Here is an 18,597-nt window from a genome sequence, read left to right on the forward strand (position 1 = left end):
TTAACGGAAACGAATACCCCAAAATGATATGATCGGTATCGGTAGTGTTATTATGACCGTACTAGATAAGCATTAACAATTAACCATACCTCTAACGCCAATGAATATATTAACTTATGGAGATGATGAGAAGTGTATTGCTTACGCTATTGATATTGTGCTGTATCACGCATGTCAGTGCTAAGAAAAAGAGAAAATCAACGATTACCAGAACCTATGTCAATAAGGTATACATTGGCACTGGTATATTCCTGGATCCTGCGGATATTAAGACAGAGAAGGTAAAGCGACGATCAACAAAGGATAGTATTTTTATAGAAAGATATGTTGTTTGTAAACAGCAACCAACATTGGTACCTGTTAATAACATTAAGGCGAATGTGCAATATATGCATGCACTTCCAGAATTCTATGTCATTGATGGACTACCAGTATTGGATACCGAACAGACCCGATTAGCGCCTAATGCAATTGAGAGTTTAACTATCCTGCGTGATTCCATTGCGATTGGTTGTAATCCTGCACGTCCATTCGTTATTATTACTACGAAGCCTGATTCAAAAAACAAAAGGCAGAATAGTAAGTCTACAACATTTTGATAATACAACTTAGATAGAAACCTGATTGGCGTTACCTTTTAACAAAATAATCAGATACTGCTTTTACTATATCGAATACATTCCCTTCGTAGAATCCGGCGGCATTCATGGTACCGCATTCCACAATATACAGTTGATCGCTGCATAAGCAGATATCCATCACGAATACATCGTGGGGTGTATATTCTTTGCATCTGGCCTCTGCGAAGGCGATGACATTTTCAGGGCAACCAGTTATTTTTTTTAGTTTGAAATATTCGCGGTACTGACTTGCCGCAACTACTTTCTTATTTACGATCCATAAGCGCCATTCTTTTGCGATATTATATGGCTCACCTGCCACTATACTCGTATGTTCATTTAAATCAAAATTTCCGGCCTGTATGGCCTGTTTATACCATGATTCAATTTCATCAAAACGCTTTACTTCACCCGCAAAAGATTTAGTATCACCATCCGGTCGGATAAATAATAGTTTATCATGTGGGAAAGATGATTGTGTGATCAGTTGATGGAAAGTGGTAGTGATTGCGCCATAATTGAGCATATGGTCTTTCCAGATATCTAGATAATTGGCCATAGAGAAATTATCTTCATCATAGAAGACACCCTCCATTAGCAGAGGATCTTTTGCTGCGATGGCATGAAAGGTAGTAGAGCCATATATTATAGACTTGCGCTCCCTGTTAAAATCTGGCAACGTATCTGTAAATGGAATCACCATTACAGAGATTACAGGGATTCCTATTGCATTACATGCAGATTGAATTTGCTGAAGATGGGTTGGAGTAGTGAGGTTTTGCTGCACAACCCATTGTATGTTGGTATAGGTGCTCATAGGATGGAATTGGAATTGGCAGGTCTGTTCCTACAGCTTACTCTAATATTTTTTTTATTTGTGATTTGAACCATTTCGTTTTTGCCAATTCACCAATGGTATATTTAAACCTATGAATATAACTTTTGTTATAGTATTTTTTTACATTAAAGAACGGGTAAAATACCTCCAAGTCATTACTTTGAAGTGCATAGGTTATTGGTTCAATATTATTATCGTTTTTAATACCCTTTATATCTTCCTTAAATTCTATATATGTCTGGCGGGCAGTTTTAATGTTGGCAACAATTGATATAAGATTTTTATTTTTTTGCGAAATTATCTCTTCTAAATAAAGTTCTTTATCAAATCCATTCAAGCCTAACTCAGAAACATTATCCGGATGGTAAATATAGTTTTCAAAAGCATAATAATGTAATATTCTAAATCCCGGATATTGCTGCTGTATTGAAATAATCTCATTCTCCATCAAATAATCTCGATCTCTGATGCCAAGCATATTAGAATCAGATTTGATAGTTAAGAAAACTTCCCTATTATTATTTGCCGGCAAAAATAAGTATCCCGATTCTCCCAAAGCAAGATTATAATGCTGATCATTTTGATTTTCTACAGTTACGAGTTTATATCCTTTTAAAATGTTTTTGATTGTTTCTTTAGGGATCGCAATGTCATAAACTTCCATATTCTCTTTCGGCTCAGGCACGATTAGCTGTGGAATATCAAAGTTTAAGAGGTCTAAGTCAATAATCGCAGCATTCTCAGCATTCTTCGCATAGTCAATGAAACCTAATGCATGTGTCGCTGTCCAGAGTTGGGAGTTTTCCGGAATCCAGACATTTACAATCTCTTTCAATAATCTTGACTGCAAAGAGGTATTTAAGTGACAATCCATTTCATCAATAAAGATGATAGCATCATCATAAAACTTTTTCCTGACTATAAAGTTCAGGAGTAATGTAACTACCTGTTTTTCACCGTGACTTAGTAATTCATAGTTGATACGGGAATTTCCTTTTCTAAATATCAATTGACCGCTTCGTTCAGAAGTGGGGTTTTGAAATTCAGCAATTTGAATAGTAGTAGTACTATCTCCGCCCAGAATATTTATCAAAGAAGAGTTTAGTGGCTTAATAAAGTCTTCAAATATTTTCAATGTATCAGCCGATTCCCCTCGGAATATAGGTGCTCGCAAAGCATTGTCAATTTCTTGAATATACATATTGACATCACTACTGAAACGAACATCAGCATCAATAAATGTCAAAGGCCCATCAGTATTATTTTGGGCACTTTCCAAATTGACACTGTTATAGACTCTTGGAACAATTCTATTGCTGCTTCGACCTGAGAATTTTTTCAGCTTATCTCTTGATGATTCTTCACTGATTCTGGAATTATTCAGAATTGCTATTTCATCACCGTCAGAAAATTCAATTTTAACTTGTGGAGACTGATTATTTTTATCATAATAACCCTCCAAGGAAATAGGACTGTAGTTATTCTCCCTAAATTGTTTGACAAGAAAATCAAACGCATCGAATACTGAAGATTTACCAGAACCGTTTGAACCTATTAACAACACTAACTTTGCAGACATGGGAATGTCTGCAATGATTAAATCTGTAAATCTCTTAAAGTTCTTAAGTTCAAGTTTTGTAATACGCATAACTAAAAATAATTCATTTCCATCGGGGAAATAAATATTTTAAGGATATTCAAACAAAAAAGCCTTACAACATTAAGTTGTAAGGCTTTTGTTTTCCGTCGGGGTGGCAGGATTCGAACCTACGACCTCCACATCCCAAATGTGGCGCGATACCGGGCTACGCTACACCCCGAAAGAATCCCGACTTGGATTCGCGGTGAGGGAGGGATTCGAACCCTCGGTACAGTTTAACCCGTACGACGGTTTAGCAAACCGTTCCTTTCGGCCACTCAGGCACCTCACCTTTCTTTTGTTTCCCTTCGCTTTGTGTGTGAAGGGGTTGCAAAAATAGGAAATATTTTAATTTCACAAAAAACATTTACAGTTTTTTAAAACTTTTTTTTGAAAAAGTGCGCAATGGCTAACGGCAATAACTCCAAAACCCTTTACCATACTGACTTACAGAAGACTAATCTCGTAGACGCCTACACGAAAAAAATTTAAAAATATTTTTCAAATGAGGTTCAAAAACGAGCAAACCGGGTATTTTTTCCTTCAACTCACGGAAAATAAAATCGTGGCAGACATCTTTTTAAACATTAAAAAAACAATACAAGATGATCATCTCCCCGAAGAATACGCAAGGCAAACAGCTTTTTATTGCTGTATTTCACCTTATCCTGTAGTTGATTTTTACTGAATAGAGCGGGAAGGCTAAGTTGACAGGCACAAAAAAAACATGCCCTCTACTGTGTAGAGGGCATGTTACAAATAGGTTACAGGGGGGTAATTACATTGCCGCCAGCTGAACTTTTTGTTGCAGTTCAATTACACTGTCGCGGAAATTATTATCGGTATCCATTAAGTCTTTCACTGTCTGACAGGAGTGGATCACAGTAGTATGATCTCTACCTCCAAAATGCTCACCAATAGTCTTTAAAGAGTTTTTGGTGAAAGATTTAGCCAAATACATAGTAATCTGGCGTGCCTGCACAATTTCACGTTTACGTGTCTTCTGCAGTAATTTATCATATGGAACATCAAAGTATTCACAAACCATTTTCTGAATACTTTCGATCGTAATTTCTTTGGAAGAAGTTTTCACGAAGGATTTCAGCACGCGTTTCGCCAGTTCCAGGTCAATTTCTTTTCTGTTAAGAGAAGACTGGGCGAGGAGAGAGATCAGTGCGCCTTCGAGTTCGCGTACATTTGTCTGAATATTATATGCTACATACTTCACGACTTCTTTAGGCATTTCCAGACCGTCGTTTCTCATTTTCATTTCAAGGATTTCCATCCTTGTTTCGAAATCAGGGATCTGAATATCCGCGCTAAGGCCCCAACGGAAGCGGCTCAACAGGCGTTCCTGTACACCGTCCAGATCTTTAGGCGCTTTATCAGAAGTAAGTATCAGTTGTTTTCCTGACTGATGTAAATGGTTGAAGATAGCAAAGAATGCATCCTGTGTTTTTTCTGCACGGGCGAAGAACTGAATATCATCAACGATCAGCACATCTATCAGTTGATAGAAGTGAATAAAATCATTGATAATATTATTCTTACTATGATCAATGAATTGGTTGATAAATTTCTCCGCACTTACATACAATACAGCTTTGTTGGGATGAATTCTTTTCACCTCATTACCAATAGCCTGGGCAAGATGCGTTTTGCCAAGTCCAACACCGCCATAGATTACAAGCGGGTTAAACGAAGTACCACCGGGCTTTTCAGCTACAGTTTTACCAGCACGGCGTGCTACCCTGTTACAGTCACCTTCTATATAAGAATCAAATGTATAATTTGGATTCAGCTGTGAGTCAATCTGGACACGCTTAATCCCCGGTATTACAAACGGATTCTTAACCGGATTCTGGATCGTTAACGGGAAATCAACTTCATTGTCTTTCTGAGGTTTAGTAAACTGCGTAGGCATGTTTACAGTTCTGGGATTCTGGTGTGGCGTACCGTTCTCTACTACAATGCGGTATTCCAACCTGGCTTCTTTACCTAATTCTCTTTTGATGGTTTTTCCTAACAATCCCACGTAATGCTCCTCTAAATACTCGTAAAAGAATTGGCTGGGGACCTGGATGGTTAAAACATTGTTTTCAAGTTTAATGGGTTTAATTGGCTCAAACCATGTCTTAAAAGGCTGCCACTCCACAATATCCCTAATTATATTAAGACACCTTTCCCAAACTTGTTCGCAAGTTTTATTCATTGAGATAAAAAAAATTAGTTTGTTTCTTAATTAAGGATGTTCTCGAATTCGCTATTCCTCAACGCAGGATGTCGAAAAATGTTCAGACAGGAGGACGAATATCTGTAGAAAATGTTGAAAAAAAAAATTTATCTACCCTTGTTTATATTGTCCTGACTACAGTGTGCAAAAACCTTCTTCTTGCCCGTCACTATTGCTTTACAGCATTGACATACCGCATTTTTTTACTGCATTAAACCATATTGATTTGCAGCAGCTTTATGAAATCATTGACTCATTTATCACAAATAGTATTGCATTCGTGATAAAATAACATCGTACAGATTAAGCCCTGAAAATTTAGCGCTTGATAAACTTGTAGATATTCACAATTTTTTTCGCGAGGGTGCAAAACTATGTTAGTATCTCCATTAAAAAAAATCCCTTTAGGTCTAGTTTATCAGGAACTATTTCTTTATATACACGCGCGCCTGTTTTCAATAAAAAATATTTGTACGCACTACTGCGAAATCCCTATCTTTGACCCTTCTGAATTTAAAATAATTATCTATGAGTTTTGAAATTACCGGAAAGCTGGTGGTGAAGTATAACACGGTTCAACGTAGCGAAACTTTTAAAACCAGAGAGTTCGTTATAGAAAAATCTGATGATATCAATGGCCGTATTATCAATAACTATATCAAATTCCAGGCTGTACAAGATCGCACTGGTATCGTTGACCGGTTCAATGAGGGTGAAAATGTTAAAGTTTATTTCAATATCAAAGGTACCCGCTGGGAAAAAGATGGTAAAGTAAACTACATTACCAACCTTGACGCATGGCGTATGGAATCCGTAATGGCTGCCGCTCCTGGCGCTGATCCAATGCCTAACTATAACGCTCCGCAGATGCCTGCAAGCGGCGATAGTAGCGACGACCTTCCTTTCTAACCAGATCACATTCTTATATCTTACGGATTTGCAGAGAATCAACGGTACCCTATCAACGATAGAACCTTCTCCGCAAATCCGTAATTTTTTCTTTAGGATAACTACCTAACAATGATTCAACAAGTATCCGTAAAACTGCTGCCAGCCGAGGCTTCAGCACACGCATTCATTATAAGAGCCGCTGCTGCCGCCCTTAATGTTCCCCCTAAATCCATTACTGGATATAACCTGCTCAAACGCTCCATAGACGCAAGATCCAGACAGGTATACTTTATCCTTACCCTACAAGTCTTTATCAACGAACCTTTTCATAAACGCGAATCTTCAGCTCCTCTATACCAGGACCTCCCCGCCTCCGCACCTAAAGTACTCATCGCCGGAGCCGGCCCTGCTGGCCTATTCGCAGCATTACGCCTCATCGAACTAGGTATAAAACCCATCATCCTCGAAAGAGGTAAAGATGTTCGCGCACGCAGACGTGACCTCGCCGCCCTTAATAAAACAGGTGTCGTAAATCCCGACTCCAACTACTGCTTCGGCGAAGGTGGCGCCGGTACCTACTCTGATGGTAAACTTTATACACGCTCCAACAAAAGAGGAGATATCAATCGTATACTTAATATCTTCATACACTTCGGTGCAGATGAAAATATCGGTATCGATGCTCACCCGCACATAGGCACCAACAAATTGCCACACATCATCACCGCCATGCGCGAACAAATCATCGCCAGCGGTGGCGAAGTTCACTTCGAACAACGTATCACTCATATTAATATCCAGAATGGCGCCATCACCGGCGTAAACACCGCCAGCGGCGCTCAATTCGAAGGTGATGATCTCATCCTAGCCACAGGCCACTCCGCCCGCGATATCTTCATCATGCTCAATAACCAGGGCATACTCCTCGAAGCAAAACCTTTCGCTCTCGGCGTACGTGTAGAACATCCACAGGAACTGATAGACAGCGCTCAATATCATTGCGCTACCCGTGGCGAATTCCTCCCACCTGCCAGCTATAGCCTTGTAGAACAAGTACAAGGCCGCGGCGTATTCTCCTTCTGTATGTGTCCTGGTGGTATCATCGCCCCAGCTGCTACCGATCCCGGTGAACTCGTCGTCAATGGATGGTCTCCTTCAAAACGTAATAACCCTTACGCCAACTCCGGTATGGTCGTAAGCATTGAAGAATCAGACTTCCTCCCATTCGCTAAACATGGACAACTAGCGGCCATGTACTACCAACGCGAAGTGGAAATCGCAGCATACAACGCCGGCGGCGGCAAATTCGTAGCCCCAGCGCAACGTATGACTGACTTCATCAAAGGAAGAGTATCCGCTACATTGCCCAACTGTAGCTATGTTCCAGGTATTAAAAGCACTGACCTCAGAGAAGTATTGCCTGCAGTTGTACATACCAGACTCGCAGAAGCATTCAAAGCCTTCGGTAAAAAAATGACCGGATACTATACTGCCGAAGCTGTACTAGTAGCTACCGAATCTCGCACCTCCTCGCCTGTCCGCATCCCTAGAGACAACAACACACTGGAACACCCACAGGTGAAAGGCCTCTACCCATGCGGAGAAGGCGCCGGTTATGCAGGTGGTATCGTTTCTGCTGCCATGGATGGTGAACGCATCGCCAACATCATCAAAGCCAAATTATCAAACTGATTTTTTCAAATGTTCATCCAGAGAATCTCATGATTTATGATTAATTTTCATCATGAACCTCCTGGATGTACAACACCTGAAAAAGTACTATGCCACCCACAAAGCTGTTGATGATATCAGCTTCTCCATTTCAAAGGGTAGCATATTCGGCCTGTTAGGCCCCAATGGCGCAGGTAAAACAACCTTGCTGCGCATGATAACCGGTATCTTTTATCCCGATTCCGGAAATATTCTCTTCGATGGCCGCCCATTCGACACCCTAACCGATATGAAAAACATCGGTTATATGCCCGAAGAACGTGGCCTCTATAAAAAGAAACCCGTAGCCGAGCAAATCCTCTACCTGGCACAACTCAAAGGCATGGACAAAAAAACTGCCCAAGCCCGCGTCAACTATTGGCTTGATAAATTTGAACTACAACCATGGGCAAAAAAAAGAGTAGAAGAACTCAGTAAGGGCATGCAACAAAAAGTACAGTTTATCGCCACTGTACTACATGAACCACAACTGCTTATACTTGATGAACCCTTCTCCGGATTAGATCCTATCAACTCCAATATCATCAAGGAAGAAATGTTTAGTCTGGCCCAAAAAGGCACCACCATCATCTTCTCCACCCACCGTATGGAACAGGTAGAAGAAATCTGCGATCATATCATGCTCGTCAACAAAGGACATAAAATCCTTGATGGCAGCGTAAAGCAGATCAGACAAGACTTTAAGCAGGGTCTTTTCCGTATAGGTGTAGGTGTTATGCCAAACGCCGCACAGATGGCCACCTGGCATTTCACTATCGTAGACACGCTGGACCACTCCTTTATAGTGAAACTCAATGAAGATAGCAGTACTAACGATATCTTATCTCACTTCATCAGACAAGAAATCCCTGTTACTTTCTTTGAAGAAATATTACCTACCATCAACGAGGTATTTATTTCACAGGTACAAAAATCATCATCTCCAGAAGCGTTACTCCAACAAGCATAACCATGAATAAAATATTACTGATTATAGGCCACGAATTTATGGCCAGAGTTAAAAAGAAATCTTTTCTCGTGGTTACCTTACTGGTACCACTGGCCTTTGCGGCATTGATGATCATCCCTGCTTTGATAGTAGGTAAGTCCGCCTCCACGAAACGTGTTGCTGTAATCGACAACAGCGGCTATTTCACAGGACACTTCAATGATTCTAAAAATACCTATTTCAAATTCCTCTCCGGCGCTAATATTGATTCTCTTAAAAAGAATTATGAAGCTATGGGCTACAATGGCGTACTGCTCATTCCACAGATAGATATTAACAGGCCTTCTGGATTTGAATACTACAGCGATGCACAAGCCAACCTGGAGCTGGAATCCGCGCTCACCAGCAACCTCAATGCTGCTATCGAAAAACAACGCATGGAACTGAATGGCATCGATAAACATAAACTCGATGAAATCAGAGCTGATGTCACCGTTGACTTTAAAAATACAAAAGATGAGAAAAGTGGCAGCTCCGCGGTTTCCTTTGTAGTGGGATATGCCAGCAGCTTCATCATCTACTTCACCCTTATACTCTTCGGTACTGCTGTAATGCGTGGCGTTATGGAAGAAAAAGTAAACCGTATCGCCGAAGTAATGATTTCCAGCGTACGCCCGTTCCAGTTAATGATGGGCAAAATCATAGGTATTGCTGCAGTAGGATTATTACAATTCTTTATCTGGGGTTTTCTGCTATTTATGATGACGCTAATCATGCCTGCGTTTATCTCACCTGATTCTACTCAGATGGCTGGTCAGGCCGCTTCCAATCCTGAAATGCAGGAGGCAGTGAAGAAAATGACTTATGTAATGGGTACTGTCAACTGGACTTTACTGATCGGTTGCTTCATTTTCTACTTCTTGGGTGGATATTTATTCTATTCTTCGCTGTTTGCAGCAGTAGGCAGTCTGGTAAATGAAGATCCGCAGGATGCTCAGTCACTCACGCTGCCAGTAACAATGCCGATCATTATCAGTGTTGTAATTATGATGCGTGCGGTATCAGATCCTACCAGCACGTTGGCGGTATGGGCAAGTATTATTCCGTTTAGTTCTCCGATGATAATGATGGCGCGACTTCCGGCTGGGGTACCAGGCACCGTTCCTGTATGGCAGCTGTTATTATCCATGGCTTTTCTGATAGCCGGATTTATCTTCACCACCTGGATGTCAGGCAGAATTTATCGTACAGGAATTTTAATGTATGGTAAGAAGGTAACGCTGAAAGAAGCCACCAAATGGATTTTCAGCAAAGCATAAATATATTTTACTTGAGTTCTGAGTGTAATGCTCAGAACTCAAGGTTTGCTAATTGTTTTCTGCACCGCTCAAAATCATTCCAGATCTCTTTCACTATATCTGCAGCGGGTTTTATTTCGCTGATCAAAGCACTAACCTGACCAATCTCCAGTTCTCCGTCAGAGAGATTACCTTCGAACATGCCAGACTTAGCACGCGCGCGACCCAACAAGACTTTCAGCTTTTCTACATCAGCACCTTCATCTTCTGCAGCTTTCACAAGGTCATAGAAATGATTCTTGATTAGTCGTACTGGTGTTAGCTTTTTAAGGCTTACCATCGTATCGCCTTCTCTTGCGTCCACTACTGCATTTTTAAAATTTATATGGGAAGATGCTTCTGGCGTAGTAACGAAGCGAGTACCTACTTGCACACCTTCGGCGCCTAATGCAAAAGCTGCTACCATGGCTTGTCCGGTGCCAATGCCTCCTGCTGCTATCACCGGAATTTTCACTTTTGCGGCTACAGCAGGTATCAATACCATGGTGGTAGTTTCTTCACGTCCGTTATGTCCACCAGCTTCAAAACCCTCAGCTACTACGGCATCCACGCCGGCGGCTTCACTTTTTTCAGCAAATAATGAACTGGACACTACGTGTACGACTTTGATGCCAGCAGCTTTCAGGGTTCCTGTCCATGTTTTCGGATTGCCGGCAGAAGTAAATACGATGGGTACTTTCTCTTCCAGGATAATATTTATCAACTGGTCTATATCAGGATATAACAACGGTACATTCACGCCAAAAGGCTTATTGGTAGCCAGTTTGCATTTCCGTATATGTTCCCGTAATACATCTGGGTACATAGATCCTGCACCAATGATCCCGAGTCCGCCGGCATTACTAACGGCACTGGCTAAACGCCAGCCGCTAGCCCATATCATGCCAGCCTGAATGATAGGATATTGTATATTAAATAATGTATTAATCCTGTTCATAGCGAGAAAGATGTTGGCCAATTATCAGCCCAGATCGATTTCGGTATTATCACCGATGTTCAGGCTCTGACTAAGTCCGCGTATATTGGCATCACTGCCTATTAAGGAAGATTTCAAAACTACTTCATATAGGTTAGAAAAAGATCCGATGATAGAATCTTTCACTATCGAATAATTCACTACGGTATTATCACCAATAGCCACGTTAGGGCCGATAATAGAGTGTTTGATATTACAGCCTTCACCAATACTTACCGGCGGTATGATAATAGTATTTTCATAAGGTAATACCGGGTTATTAGCGAGTTTATATTTTTTGAGAAGGATCGCATTTGTTTCCAGCAGTGTATCCTTGCGGCCACAGTCGAACCAGTTGTTTACTTTAAAGCCATTAAAGCGCACACCGTTACGGATCATACATTCCAGGGCATCTGTAAGCTGAAACTCGTCGTGTGATTTAATTTTATTATCCAGATTGGTTTGCAGGCATTCGTATAACTGTGCGGATTCTTTGATTTTATAAAGACCTACCAGCGCGAGGTTAGACTTAGGGATTTGTGGTTTTTCCACAACTCTGGTAATAACACCATGTTCATCTAATTCAGCCACACCGAAGTTACGGGGATCATCCACTTTTTTGAGTCCCAACATAGAGTGCGGGGAGGCGATAACATCCTGATAATCGCATTCGCAGATAGTATCACCTAATACGATGAGTATTTCATCATTTGCTACAATTTCTCTGGTGAGAAGAATAGCGTGTCCGGTCCCTTCTCTGCTATTTTGCTGAACGAAATGACAGGTGAGATTAGGATATTTATCCTCTACGTAATGCTGAATTTTTTCGCCCAGGTATCCAACAACGAAAACAAATTCATTGATACCCGCTTCCACGAGCTGATCAACAATAATACTGAGTATTGTACGACCTGCGAGTGGAATTAAAGCTTTGGGCTGAGTATATGTATGAGGGCGAAGCTTAGTACCTGCTCCGGCCACTGGTATTATTGCCTTCATGATGGGGCGAAAATAGGATAATTTTAGACATCGTTGGAAGCCTTGAAAAATATAGTAAAAATTATATGTGTAAGCGAACTGTAACTAAAAGGCGGCAGCTTCTGGCAAAAACATGGCATCCAATTGCAATTGATTAACCTTTGTTCTAACTTTGCAGCAAATTTTAAGGCATCATGCAAAGAGACCAGCAAATATTTGATATCATCCGCCAGGAACTGGAACGTCAGCGTCATGGCATTGAGTTGATCGCTTCAGAGAACTTCACCAGCTTACAGGTAATGCAGGCAATGGGTAATGTGATGACAAACAAATATGCCGAAGGCTACCCAGGCAGAAGATATTATGGCGGTTGCGAAATCGTGGATTTAAGCGAGCAACTGGCTATTGACAGGGCAAAACAGATTTTTGGTATTGAGTACGCCAACGTACAGCCTCACTCCGGTGCACAGGCAAATGCTGCGGTATTGCTGGCAATCCTGCAACCAGGTGATAAAATTCTGGGACTGGATCTGAGCATGGGTGGTCACCTGACACATGGTTCTGCCGTTAACTTTTCCGGAAAATTATATGAGCCTCACTTCTATGGCGTAAACAAAGAGACTGGCCTCATAGAATATGATAAAATGGAGGAAGTAGCCAACCGTGAGAAACCAAAATTGATCATTTGTGGTGCTTCTGCGTATAGCCGTGACTGGGATTACAAACGTATCCGCGAAATCGCTGACCAGATTGGTGCTTTCGTTATGGCGGATATCGCACACCCTGCAGGTCTTATCGCGAAAGGCTTACTCAACTCACCTTTTGAACACTGCCACTTCGTTACAACTACTACCCACAAAACACTCCGTGGTCCTCGTGGTGGTATGATTATGCTGGGTAAAGATTTCGAAAATCCATTCGGCCTGAAAACGCCGAAAGGCGAAACCCGCATGATGAGCTCCCTCATCGATACTGCGGTATTCCCAGGTATCCAGGGTGGTCCACTCGAACATGTAATCGCTGCTAAAGCAGTTTCCTTCTTCGAAATTCTCTCTGACGACTATACTGTTTACGCTAACCAAATCATCAAAAATGCCCAAGCTATGGCTAAAAGCTTTGTTGACAGAGGTTACCAGATCGTTTCCGGCGGTACCGATAACCACCTGATGCTGATCGACCTGCGTAATAAAAATATCTCCGGTAAAAAAGCAGAACAAACACTGGTTAAAGCAGATATCACTACCAATAAAAACATGGTTCCTTACGATGATAAATCTGCATTTGTTACCTCTGGTATTCGTATGGGCGTTCCCGCTATTACCAGCCGTGGCCTGAAAGAAGGTCATATGGAACAAATCGTTGACTGGGTAGATCAACTGCTGATGGATGCTGACAACGAAGCGCTTATCACTAAGATCCGTGGCGAAGTAAATGGTTTCATGCAACAGTTTACACTGTATCCTGAACTGGGATAATCAGTTATAATATATTTTTTTAGAGATCCCGCTGGTTGATGACCGGCGGGATTTTTTTTGCCATCATTTTACCCTCCTTATTTGTACAACTATTTTCCAAAAATTCTTCCCCCTCCTCCGACAGAGGAAGAATTCGAGGGGCAAGACGAGCCATAGGCCAGCACCCACACTGATTTGCCGCTCAAAAACTTATCATCTGCCAAAAAAAATTTTGTGAATTCAAATCTTATTGTACTTTTACAGTGTACTAGTTAAGTAGTACACTAAACCACACTCTAAAGCTATGATTAACATCCAATCCCTAAAATTCAGCTATAAGCCCGGCAGGCCGTTGTTTGACGACCTGAATCTACAGCTGAACCCCGGTCATATATACGGGTTATTAGGTAAAAATGGAGCCGGCAAATCAACCCTTCTAAAACAGATGGCAGGCCTTTTATTCCCAACCAGCGGTAAAGTAGATATCCTGGGCTTTGATGCCCACAAACGCCAACCAGCATTACTCCAGGAAGTATTTCTCGTACCAGAAGAATTCTATCTGCCAAAAGTGAGCATTAATATGTTCCTCAGCACCAGAGCTGCTTTTTATCCTAACTTCGATCAACAAGCCTTCTTCGGCTATCTGAAAGAGTTTGACATCCCCCAAAAACAGAAACTGACGGAAATGTCCTACGGACAAAAGAAAAAATTCCTTATCAGTTTTGCCCTGGCTACCAATTCCCGTGTCCTCATCATGGACGAACCAACCAATGGCCTCGACATTCCTTCTAAAAGCATCTTCCGTAAGCTCATCGCAGGTTGCCTTTCAGAAGATAAATGCGTGATCATCTCCACACACCAGGTACGCGATCTTGATAACCTGATAGACAGCATCGTTATCATCGACAACCACCGAATCATCTTCCGCGAAGCTGTTGAAACAGTAACAGATAAGCTCAGCTTCAAACTACTGCCACAACTGGATAAGTCGATCCCTGTACTCTATGCCGACAGTAATCTGAGAGGCCACTCAGTAGTAATGCGCAATGTCAACCAGGAACATAGCAAAGTAGACATGGAATTGCTTTTCAACGCAGTACTCAGTAACCGTCAAAGTATTGAGGAAATCTTTAACTAACCAATTATGCAACCCAACAACTCTTTCTCGCTTAAAAGATTCGGCCTTTATTTCCGTAAGGATATACTGGACAACTATAAAATGTACCTGCTTTTTGCTGGTAGCATGCTCGCAGGCGCTTGTCTGCTTGGTTTCCTCTTCGCCTTCAAATGGACGATGAATGACCAAAACATCCACCTGTCTCACATGGTACCACTTTATATGGTAGCAACCTTGTTCTTTACAGGACTGGTAACCGCCAGAAGCTTCTCCAACCTGGGGCAACAGGAACAAAGGATTGACTTTTTCATGATCCCGGCATCTATACTCGAAAAAGTACTTACCAGGTTCGTTATCTCCTTGATAACAATCTTCATTTTCTTGAACCTGGCTATTTATATAGGTTTCCAGGTATTCGAGTTTGTTGTCACCAACCTAAGAGCAGGCAAGGTTATTCATGACGTTCCTCTTTTCTTTGACGGCCCTTTTGGTATAACAGAATTACTTATCATAGTACTGACACTACACGCCATATTTTTCCTGGGATCTACACTGTTTTACAAATTTAGTTTCCCTAAAATATTCTTCGGTTTCTCCGTACTACTATTCTGTTTCTGGCTGATAAATGTCCTGTTTACCAACATCCTGTTCGGCAGTAAAATGTTTGAATGGTATAGTAGTATTCCTTACTTCATGGTGATGACACAAAGACAATTGCCTGCAGAAGTAGGACATATGGGAATGAATACTTTTCTTATCCCTGAATGGGTGGGCAGAGTGCTGATTTTCACCGGACGTTATTTGTTGATCCCAAGCATGTGGGCCCTGGCCTATTTCAGAATCAAGGACAAAGAGGTCCAATAAAAATATTAATCATGGAATTCAAAGATACACAGGCGATCTATCTTCAGATTGCCGATTACATCAACGAACAGATCCTGTTAGGAAAGTGGCTGCCCGAAGAGAGAATTCCGTCAGTCCGCGAACTCGCCATTGACCTGGAAGTAAATCCCAATACAGTGATGCGCACTTGCGAGCTATTACAACAACAGGATATTATCTACAACAAAAGAGGTGTAGGTTACTTTATCAAAGACCACGCAATACAAAAGATCATGGAAACTAAAAAAGAAGCATTTATCAATAATGAGTTGCCTCAGTTCCTCCAAAGCCTGTATCTGCTGGGCATTACCCTGGACGATCTGAAACCCTATTTCGAGCAGTTTAAACAAACTAAACTTAACGGCCATGAAAACTAGTACCAAACTTATATTGGGCTTCTTCGGAATACTAATCTTTTTATTACTGGTAGCCGATATTTCCATCTGGGCTAGCTATAAAAAAGGCAATAATAATACAGACTGGGTAGATAAGATGGGTAAACGTATGCGCGGGCCCGAAAGACCTGAAGAAAAATTAAATGAAATTTCCGTGCAACCTTTTAAAGTGCTAGTCGTCTTTAATGAGGATACAGAGAAATTCCGTACCAATCCAAAGCAAAAGGAAGGAAATTATCAATTCCAGGAGTATTATATGGAAATCAATTCCAGTGATAAACCATTGATAGAGTGTATAGGATATTCACCTAAACATAAGCAGTCCGGTGACACCCTTTTCCTTTGGCTAAACAATGAACACATTGTTACATTGAAAACACCAGGTATTCAAGAGATAAGAAGCAGTTATAGTCGCGTGGCAATTGGTGATATTAACGTGGATAGCTTGACGATTACCAATACCGAGTATTGTGGCAATATCATCCGTGACGCTAAAATTAAAAACCTGGTCATCAACGGCAGTGAGAAGAATGACCTTCAGATCCAGGAAGGCGCTCAAATTGGTTCAGCAGATATCACCATGAAAAAAGGTGGTGAGTTGGAACTCTTCAATGTCGTTTTTGAAAAGCATAAGATAACAGTGGATAGTCTTGATAGACTTGACTTGCAGGGTAGGAGTCTGAATATGCTTACGTCAATTAAATAGTGTTTCTTTAGTGTTAGAAATAAATTATACTTATCAGTTTTACAAGCAATAAAAAGAAAGGCTGATTTTCATCAGCCTCTCTCATAACAACATTTTCCTTAATTATTAAATGCCGATTTCTATCGGCATTTTTTGTTTCTATATAGCGATCCGGGGTTCGTGGTTTCCAGCGGCCTTTGGCCGCTGGAAACCACGGAATCAAAAGGGCGATGCCGACGGCATCGCCCTTTTGATTCCGGTAATAGTTAATTACTTTTTAAACTGCGTTGCCAGATAAGCCATGGTACCCATTCCAATCTCAATCGCTTTAACATCGATATCAAAAGTAGCGGTGTGCACACCAGAGTTAATACCTTTAGCGGCATTACCAGTACCCAGTCTGAAGAAGCAGGCAGGAATAATCTGAGAATAGAAAGCAAAATCTTCTGCACCCATTCTTATCTCCGTATCTAATACTTCATCTTTACCAATAAATTCTTCGGCAAGACTACGTGCTTGTGCTGTTACCGCTTCATTATTATAAAGTGTAGGATACCCAACGAGTATGTCTATATCAATTTCAGCTCCCATTGCTTCAGCAATACCTTTCGCCTGTTTGCGGATAAGGTCATGTGCTTTGAAGCGCCATGTTTCGTCCATAGCCCTGAAAGTACCCATGAGCTTAACTTCACTAGGAATTACGTTGGTAGTAAAACCTCCGTTGAAAGCGCAGATACTCAGTACAGAAGGAGAGAATGGATTATTATTTCGGGAGATGATTTGTTGTAAGCCCACTACGATGTGAGATGCAATGAGAATGGTATCAGCTGTTAGCTGTGGCAATGCAGCATGGCCGCCTTTACCTTTAACAGTGATGTAGATTTCATCAGCGCTGGCCATATACTGACCTGCTCTGAAACCCAGGTTGCCGGCTTCCATAGTTGGTTGCACATGCATACCGAGGATAGCATCAGGGCGTGGGTTTTCCAGTGCGCCTTCTTCAATCATGATGCTGGCGCCACCAGGATGCTTTTCTTCACCTGGCTGGAATAATATTTTAATTGTTCCTTCGAACTGATCTTTGACTTCGTTCAGGATTTTTGTTGCACCTAATACACAGGTAGTGTGAACATCATGTCCGCAGGCATGCATAACGCCTTCGTTCTGAGATTTGTAAGGTACTTTGTTGGCTTCAGTGATCGGTAGAGCATCTATATCTGCGCGCAGCGCGATCACTCTTGATGTAGGATTTTTTCCTTCTATCAGGGCAACAATACCAGTTCCCGCCACACCGGCTTTAAAAGGAACGCCAAATTCTGTCAGCTTCGCTTGTATAAACTTTGAGGTTTCATATTCCTGGAATGACAGTTCCGGGTGGGCATGCAGATGTTCCCTGATCCCGATAAACTCCGGAGCATAAGCTTTTGCCAGCTCCTTAATTAGATTCTTCATTAGATAGTTCTTTATCCGGTGACACGTTGATGGTGGAAGGCACTACAAACACGCCGCCAGAGAAGAGGCTGGAGAGTTTATCGCGCAGTTCACCTGCTTCCTCGCGGGTTTTATAATCACCCACACGCACTTTAAAATAAGGGGCCTGAAACTCCATGTAGGTGCGGACATCAGGATATAATTGCATCACACGTTGTTTGGCTTCGTTAGCATCCGCACGTTTGTTAGTGGAGATGACCTGTACTCTGAAGCCCGATTGGTTACGGATAGCCAGGGAATTGATATAGATCTGCTTTTTAACCAGCACATCAACACGACTATCCTTGATCACCTTTACGGAACCGTTGCTGGCAGTCGCGTTATCTTGTGCCATTACACAGGTACCGGCAAACAGACAGCAAATCAGGAGGAGAATTTTATGCATAGTTTTCTAATTGGTCA

At 41.5% G+C, this 18,597-nt stretch carries 17 protein-coding genes and 2 tRNA genes; 10 read left to right on the plus strand and 9 right to left on the minus strand.

Features of this window, described 5'->3' with window-relative positions:
• The first annotated feature begins 122 nt into the window (after positions 1-122).
• Positions 123-599 (plus strand): hypothetical protein, encoded by a 477-nt coding sequence (locus ACE38W_RS09085; protein WP_375830231.1) that lies wholly within the window; start codon positions 123-125, stop codon positions 597-599.
• Between the two features lie 31 nt (positions 600-630).
• Here ACE38W_RS09085 and ACE38W_RS09090 read toward each other — a convergent pair whose 3' ends face one another.
• From ACE38W_RS09090 to dnaA, 5 genes are all read right to left on the minus strand, one after another.
• Positions 631-1,437: an ATP-grasp domain-containing protein gene (locus ACE38W_RS09090; protein ID WP_375830233.1), complete on the minus strand. Its 807-nt coding sequence runs from the start codon at positions 1,435-1,437 to the stop codon at positions 631-633.
• 37 nt (positions 1,438-1,474) lie between these two features.
• A complete protein-coding gene (locus ACE38W_RS09095) occupies positions 1,475-3,106 on the minus strand; it encodes an AAA family ATPase (protein WP_375830234.1) in 1,632 nt (543 codons plus the stop codon).
• 98 nt (positions 3,107-3,204) lie between these two features.
• Positions 3,205-3,278, minus strand: a tRNA-Pro gene (locus ACE38W_RS09100).
• Between the two features lie 22 nt (positions 3,279-3,300).
• Positions 3,301-3,389: transfer RNA gene (locus ACE38W_RS09105), tRNA-Ser, on the minus strand.
• 486 nt (positions 3,390-3,875) lie between these two features.
• Positions 3,876-5,309: a chromosomal replication initiator protein DnaA gene (gene dnaA, locus ACE38W_RS09110; RefSeq protein WP_111595019.1), complete on the minus strand. Its 1,434-nt coding sequence runs from the start codon at positions 5,307-5,309 to the stop codon at positions 3,876-3,878.
• A 549-nt stretch (positions 5,310-5,858) separates the two neighbouring features.
• Here dnaA and ACE38W_RS09115 point away from each other — a divergent pair.
• The 4 genes from ACE38W_RS09115 to ACE38W_RS09130 all read left to right on the plus strand — a co-directional run bounded on the left by ACE38W_RS09115 (position 5,859) and on the right by ACE38W_RS09130 (position 10,199).
• Positions 5,859-6,239: a DUF3127 domain-containing protein gene (locus ACE38W_RS09115; RefSeq protein ID WP_375830236.1), complete on the plus strand. Its 381-nt coding sequence runs from the start codon at positions 5,859-5,861 to the stop codon at positions 6,237-6,239.
• Positions 6,240-6,350: 111 nt separating this feature from the next.
• Positions 6,351-7,913: an NAD(P)/FAD-dependent oxidoreductase gene (locus ACE38W_RS09120; RefSeq protein ID WP_375830237.1), complete on the plus strand. Its 1,563-nt coding sequence runs from the start codon at positions 6,351-6,353 to the stop codon at positions 7,911-7,913.
• Between the two features lie 52 nt (positions 7,914-7,965).
• A complete protein-coding gene (locus ACE38W_RS09125) occupies positions 7,966-8,901 on the plus strand; it encodes an ABC transporter ATP-binding protein (RefSeq protein ID WP_375830238.1) in 936 nt (311 codons plus the stop codon).
• 2 nt (positions 8,902-8,903) lie between these two features.
• Positions 8,904-10,199: an ABC transporter permease gene (locus ACE38W_RS09130; RefSeq protein WP_375830239.1), complete on the plus strand. Its 1,296-nt coding sequence runs from the start codon at positions 8,904-8,906 to the stop codon at positions 10,197-10,199.
• 31 nt (positions 10,200-10,230) lie between these two features.
• On the opposite strand, the gene ACE38W_RS09135 is transcribed toward ACE38W_RS09130, so the two are convergent.
• Both ACE38W_RS09135 and ACE38W_RS09140 read right to left on the minus strand, forming a co-directional pair.
• Positions 10,231-11,175, minus strand: coding sequence for an NAD(P)H-dependent flavin oxidoreductase (locus tag ACE38W_RS09135; protein WP_375830241.1), 945 nt, complete (start codon positions 11,173-11,175; stop codon positions 10,231-10,233).
• A gap of 24 nt (positions 11,176-11,199) precedes the next feature.
• A complete protein-coding gene (locus ACE38W_RS09140; protein ID WP_375830243.1) occupies positions 11,200-12,192 on the minus strand; it encodes a sugar phosphate nucleotidyltransferase in 993 nt (330 codons plus the stop codon).
• Positions 12,193-12,365: 173 nt separating this feature from the next.
• Here ACE38W_RS09140 and glyA point away from each other — a divergent pair, with 173 nt between their 5' ends.
• The 5 genes from glyA to ACE38W_RS09165 all read left to right on the plus strand — a co-directional run bounded on the left by glyA (position 12,366) and on the right by ACE38W_RS09165 (position 16,725).
• Positions 12,366-13,646, plus strand: a complete 1,281-nt coding sequence (gene glyA, locus ACE38W_RS09145; RefSeq protein ID WP_375830245.1) for a serine hydroxymethyltransferase — start codon at positions 12,366-12,368, stop codon at positions 13,644-13,646.
• 283 nt (positions 13,647-13,929) lie between these two features.
• Entirely contained in the window at positions 13,930-14,763 is an 834-nt protein-coding gene (locus ACE38W_RS09150; RefSeq protein WP_375830247.1) for an ATP-binding cassette domain-containing protein, read from the plus strand.
• A gap of 6 nt (positions 14,764-14,769) precedes the next feature.
• Complete coding sequence (locus tag ACE38W_RS09155; RefSeq protein WP_375830249.1) at positions 14,770-15,606, plus strand: hypothetical protein; 837 nt, start codon at positions 14,770-14,772, stop codon at positions 15,604-15,606.
• 11 nt (positions 15,607-15,617) lie between these two features.
• The gene (locus tag ACE38W_RS09160) at positions 15,618-16,001 is read left to right on the plus strand and encodes a GntR family transcriptional regulator (protein WP_375830250.1); all 384 of its coding nucleotides are present in this window, start codon (positions 15,618-15,620) and stop codon (positions 15,999-16,001) included.
• Positions 15,991-16,725, plus strand: coding sequence for a hypothetical protein (locus tag ACE38W_RS09165; RefSeq protein ID WP_375830251.1), 735 nt, complete (start codon positions 15,991-15,993; stop codon positions 16,723-16,725). The genes ACE38W_RS09160 and ACE38W_RS09165 overlap by 11 nt, the downstream gene beginning before the upstream one ends.
• A gap of 249 nt (positions 16,726-16,974) precedes the next feature.
• Here ACE38W_RS09165 and ACE38W_RS09170 read toward each other — a convergent pair whose 3' ends face one another.
• Positions 16,975-18,156 carry a M20 family metallopeptidase gene (locus tag ACE38W_RS09170; RefSeq protein ID WP_375830253.1) on the minus strand — a complete coding sequence of 394 codons (1,182 nt, stop codon included), beginning with the start codon at positions 18,154-18,156 and terminating at the stop codon, positions 16,975-16,977.
• On the minus strand, positions 18,140-18,580 hold the full coding sequence (locus tag ACE38W_RS09175) for an SPOR domain-containing protein (RefSeq protein ID WP_375830255.1): 441 nt from the start codon (positions 18,578-18,580) through the stop codon (positions 18,140-18,142). Before ACE38W_RS09175 ends, ACE38W_RS09170 begins: the two co-directional genes overlap by 17 nt.
• Positions 18,581-18,597 lie beyond the last annotated feature (17 nt).

The organism is Chitinophaga sp. Hz27 (assembly GCF_042263525.1).
Taxonomy (GTDB): Bacteria; Bacteroidota; Bacteroidia; order Chitinophagales; family Chitinophagaceae; genus Chitinophaga.

What these genes read in the sequence shown, in the direction of transcription:
- ACE38W_RS09085 (WP_375830231.1), top strand. Translation starts at nt 123, where the DNA reads ATGATGAGAAGTGTATTGCTTACGCTATTGATATTGTGCTGTATCACG.
- ACE38W_RS09090 (WP_375830233.1), bottom strand. Translation starts at nt 1,437, where the DNA reads ATGAGCACCTATACCAACATACAATGGGTTGTGCAGCAAAACCTCACT.
- ACE38W_RS09095 (WP_375830234.1), bottom strand. Translation starts at nt 3,106, where the DNA reads ATGCGTATTACAAAACTTGAACTTAAGAACTTTAAGAGATTTACAGAT.
- dnaA (WP_111595019.1), bottom strand. Translation starts at nt 5,309, where the DNA reads ATGAATAAAACTTGCGAACAAGTTTGGGAAAGGTGTCTTAATATAATT.
- ACE38W_RS09115 (WP_375830236.1), top strand. Translation starts at nt 5,859, where the DNA reads ATGAGTTTTGAAATTACCGGAAAGCTGGTGGTGAAGTATAACACGGTT.
- ACE38W_RS09120 (WP_375830237.1), top strand. Translation starts at nt 6,351, where the DNA reads ATGATTCAACAAGTATCCGTAAAACTGCTGCCAGCCGAGGCTTCAGCA.
- ACE38W_RS09125 (WP_375830238.1), top strand. Translation starts at nt 7,966, where the DNA reads ATGAACCTCCTGGATGTACAACACCTGAAAAAGTACTATGCCACCCAC.
- ACE38W_RS09130 (WP_375830239.1), top strand. Translation starts at nt 8,904, where the DNA reads ATGAATAAAATATTACTGATTATAGGCCACGAATTTATGGCCAGAGTT.
- ACE38W_RS09135 (WP_375830241.1), bottom strand. Translation starts at nt 11,175, where the DNA reads ATGAACAGGATTAATACATTATTTAATATACAATATCCTATCATTCAG.
- ACE38W_RS09140 (WP_375830243.1), bottom strand. Translation starts at nt 12,192, where the DNA reads ATGAAGGCAATAATACCAGTGGCCGGAGCAGGTACTAAGCTTCGCCCT.
- glyA (WP_375830245.1), top strand. Translation starts at nt 12,366, where the DNA reads ATGCAAAGAGACCAGCAAATATTTGATATCATCCGCCAGGAACTGGAA.
- ACE38W_RS09150 (WP_375830247.1), top strand. Translation starts at nt 13,930, where the DNA reads ATGATTAACATCCAATCCCTAAAATTCAGCTATAAGCCCGGCAGGCCG.
- ACE38W_RS09155 (WP_375830249.1), top strand. Translation starts at nt 14,770, where the DNA reads ATGCAACCCAACAACTCTTTCTCGCTTAAAAGATTCGGCCTTTATTTC.
- ACE38W_RS09160 (WP_375830250.1), top strand. Translation starts at nt 15,618, where the DNA reads ATGGAATTCAAAGATACACAGGCGATCTATCTTCAGATTGCCGATTAC.
- ACE38W_RS09165 (WP_375830251.1), top strand. Translation starts at nt 15,991, where the DNA reads ATGAAAACTAGTACCAAACTTATATTGGGCTTCTTCGGAATACTAATC.
- ACE38W_RS09170 (WP_375830253.1), bottom strand. Translation starts at nt 18,156, where the DNA reads ATGAAGAATCTAATTAAGGAGCTGGCAAAAGCTTATGCTCCGGAGTTT.
- ACE38W_RS09175 (WP_375830255.1), bottom strand. Translation starts at nt 18,580, where the DNA reads ATGCATAAAATTCTCCTCCTGATTTGCTGTCTGTTTGCCGGTACCTGT.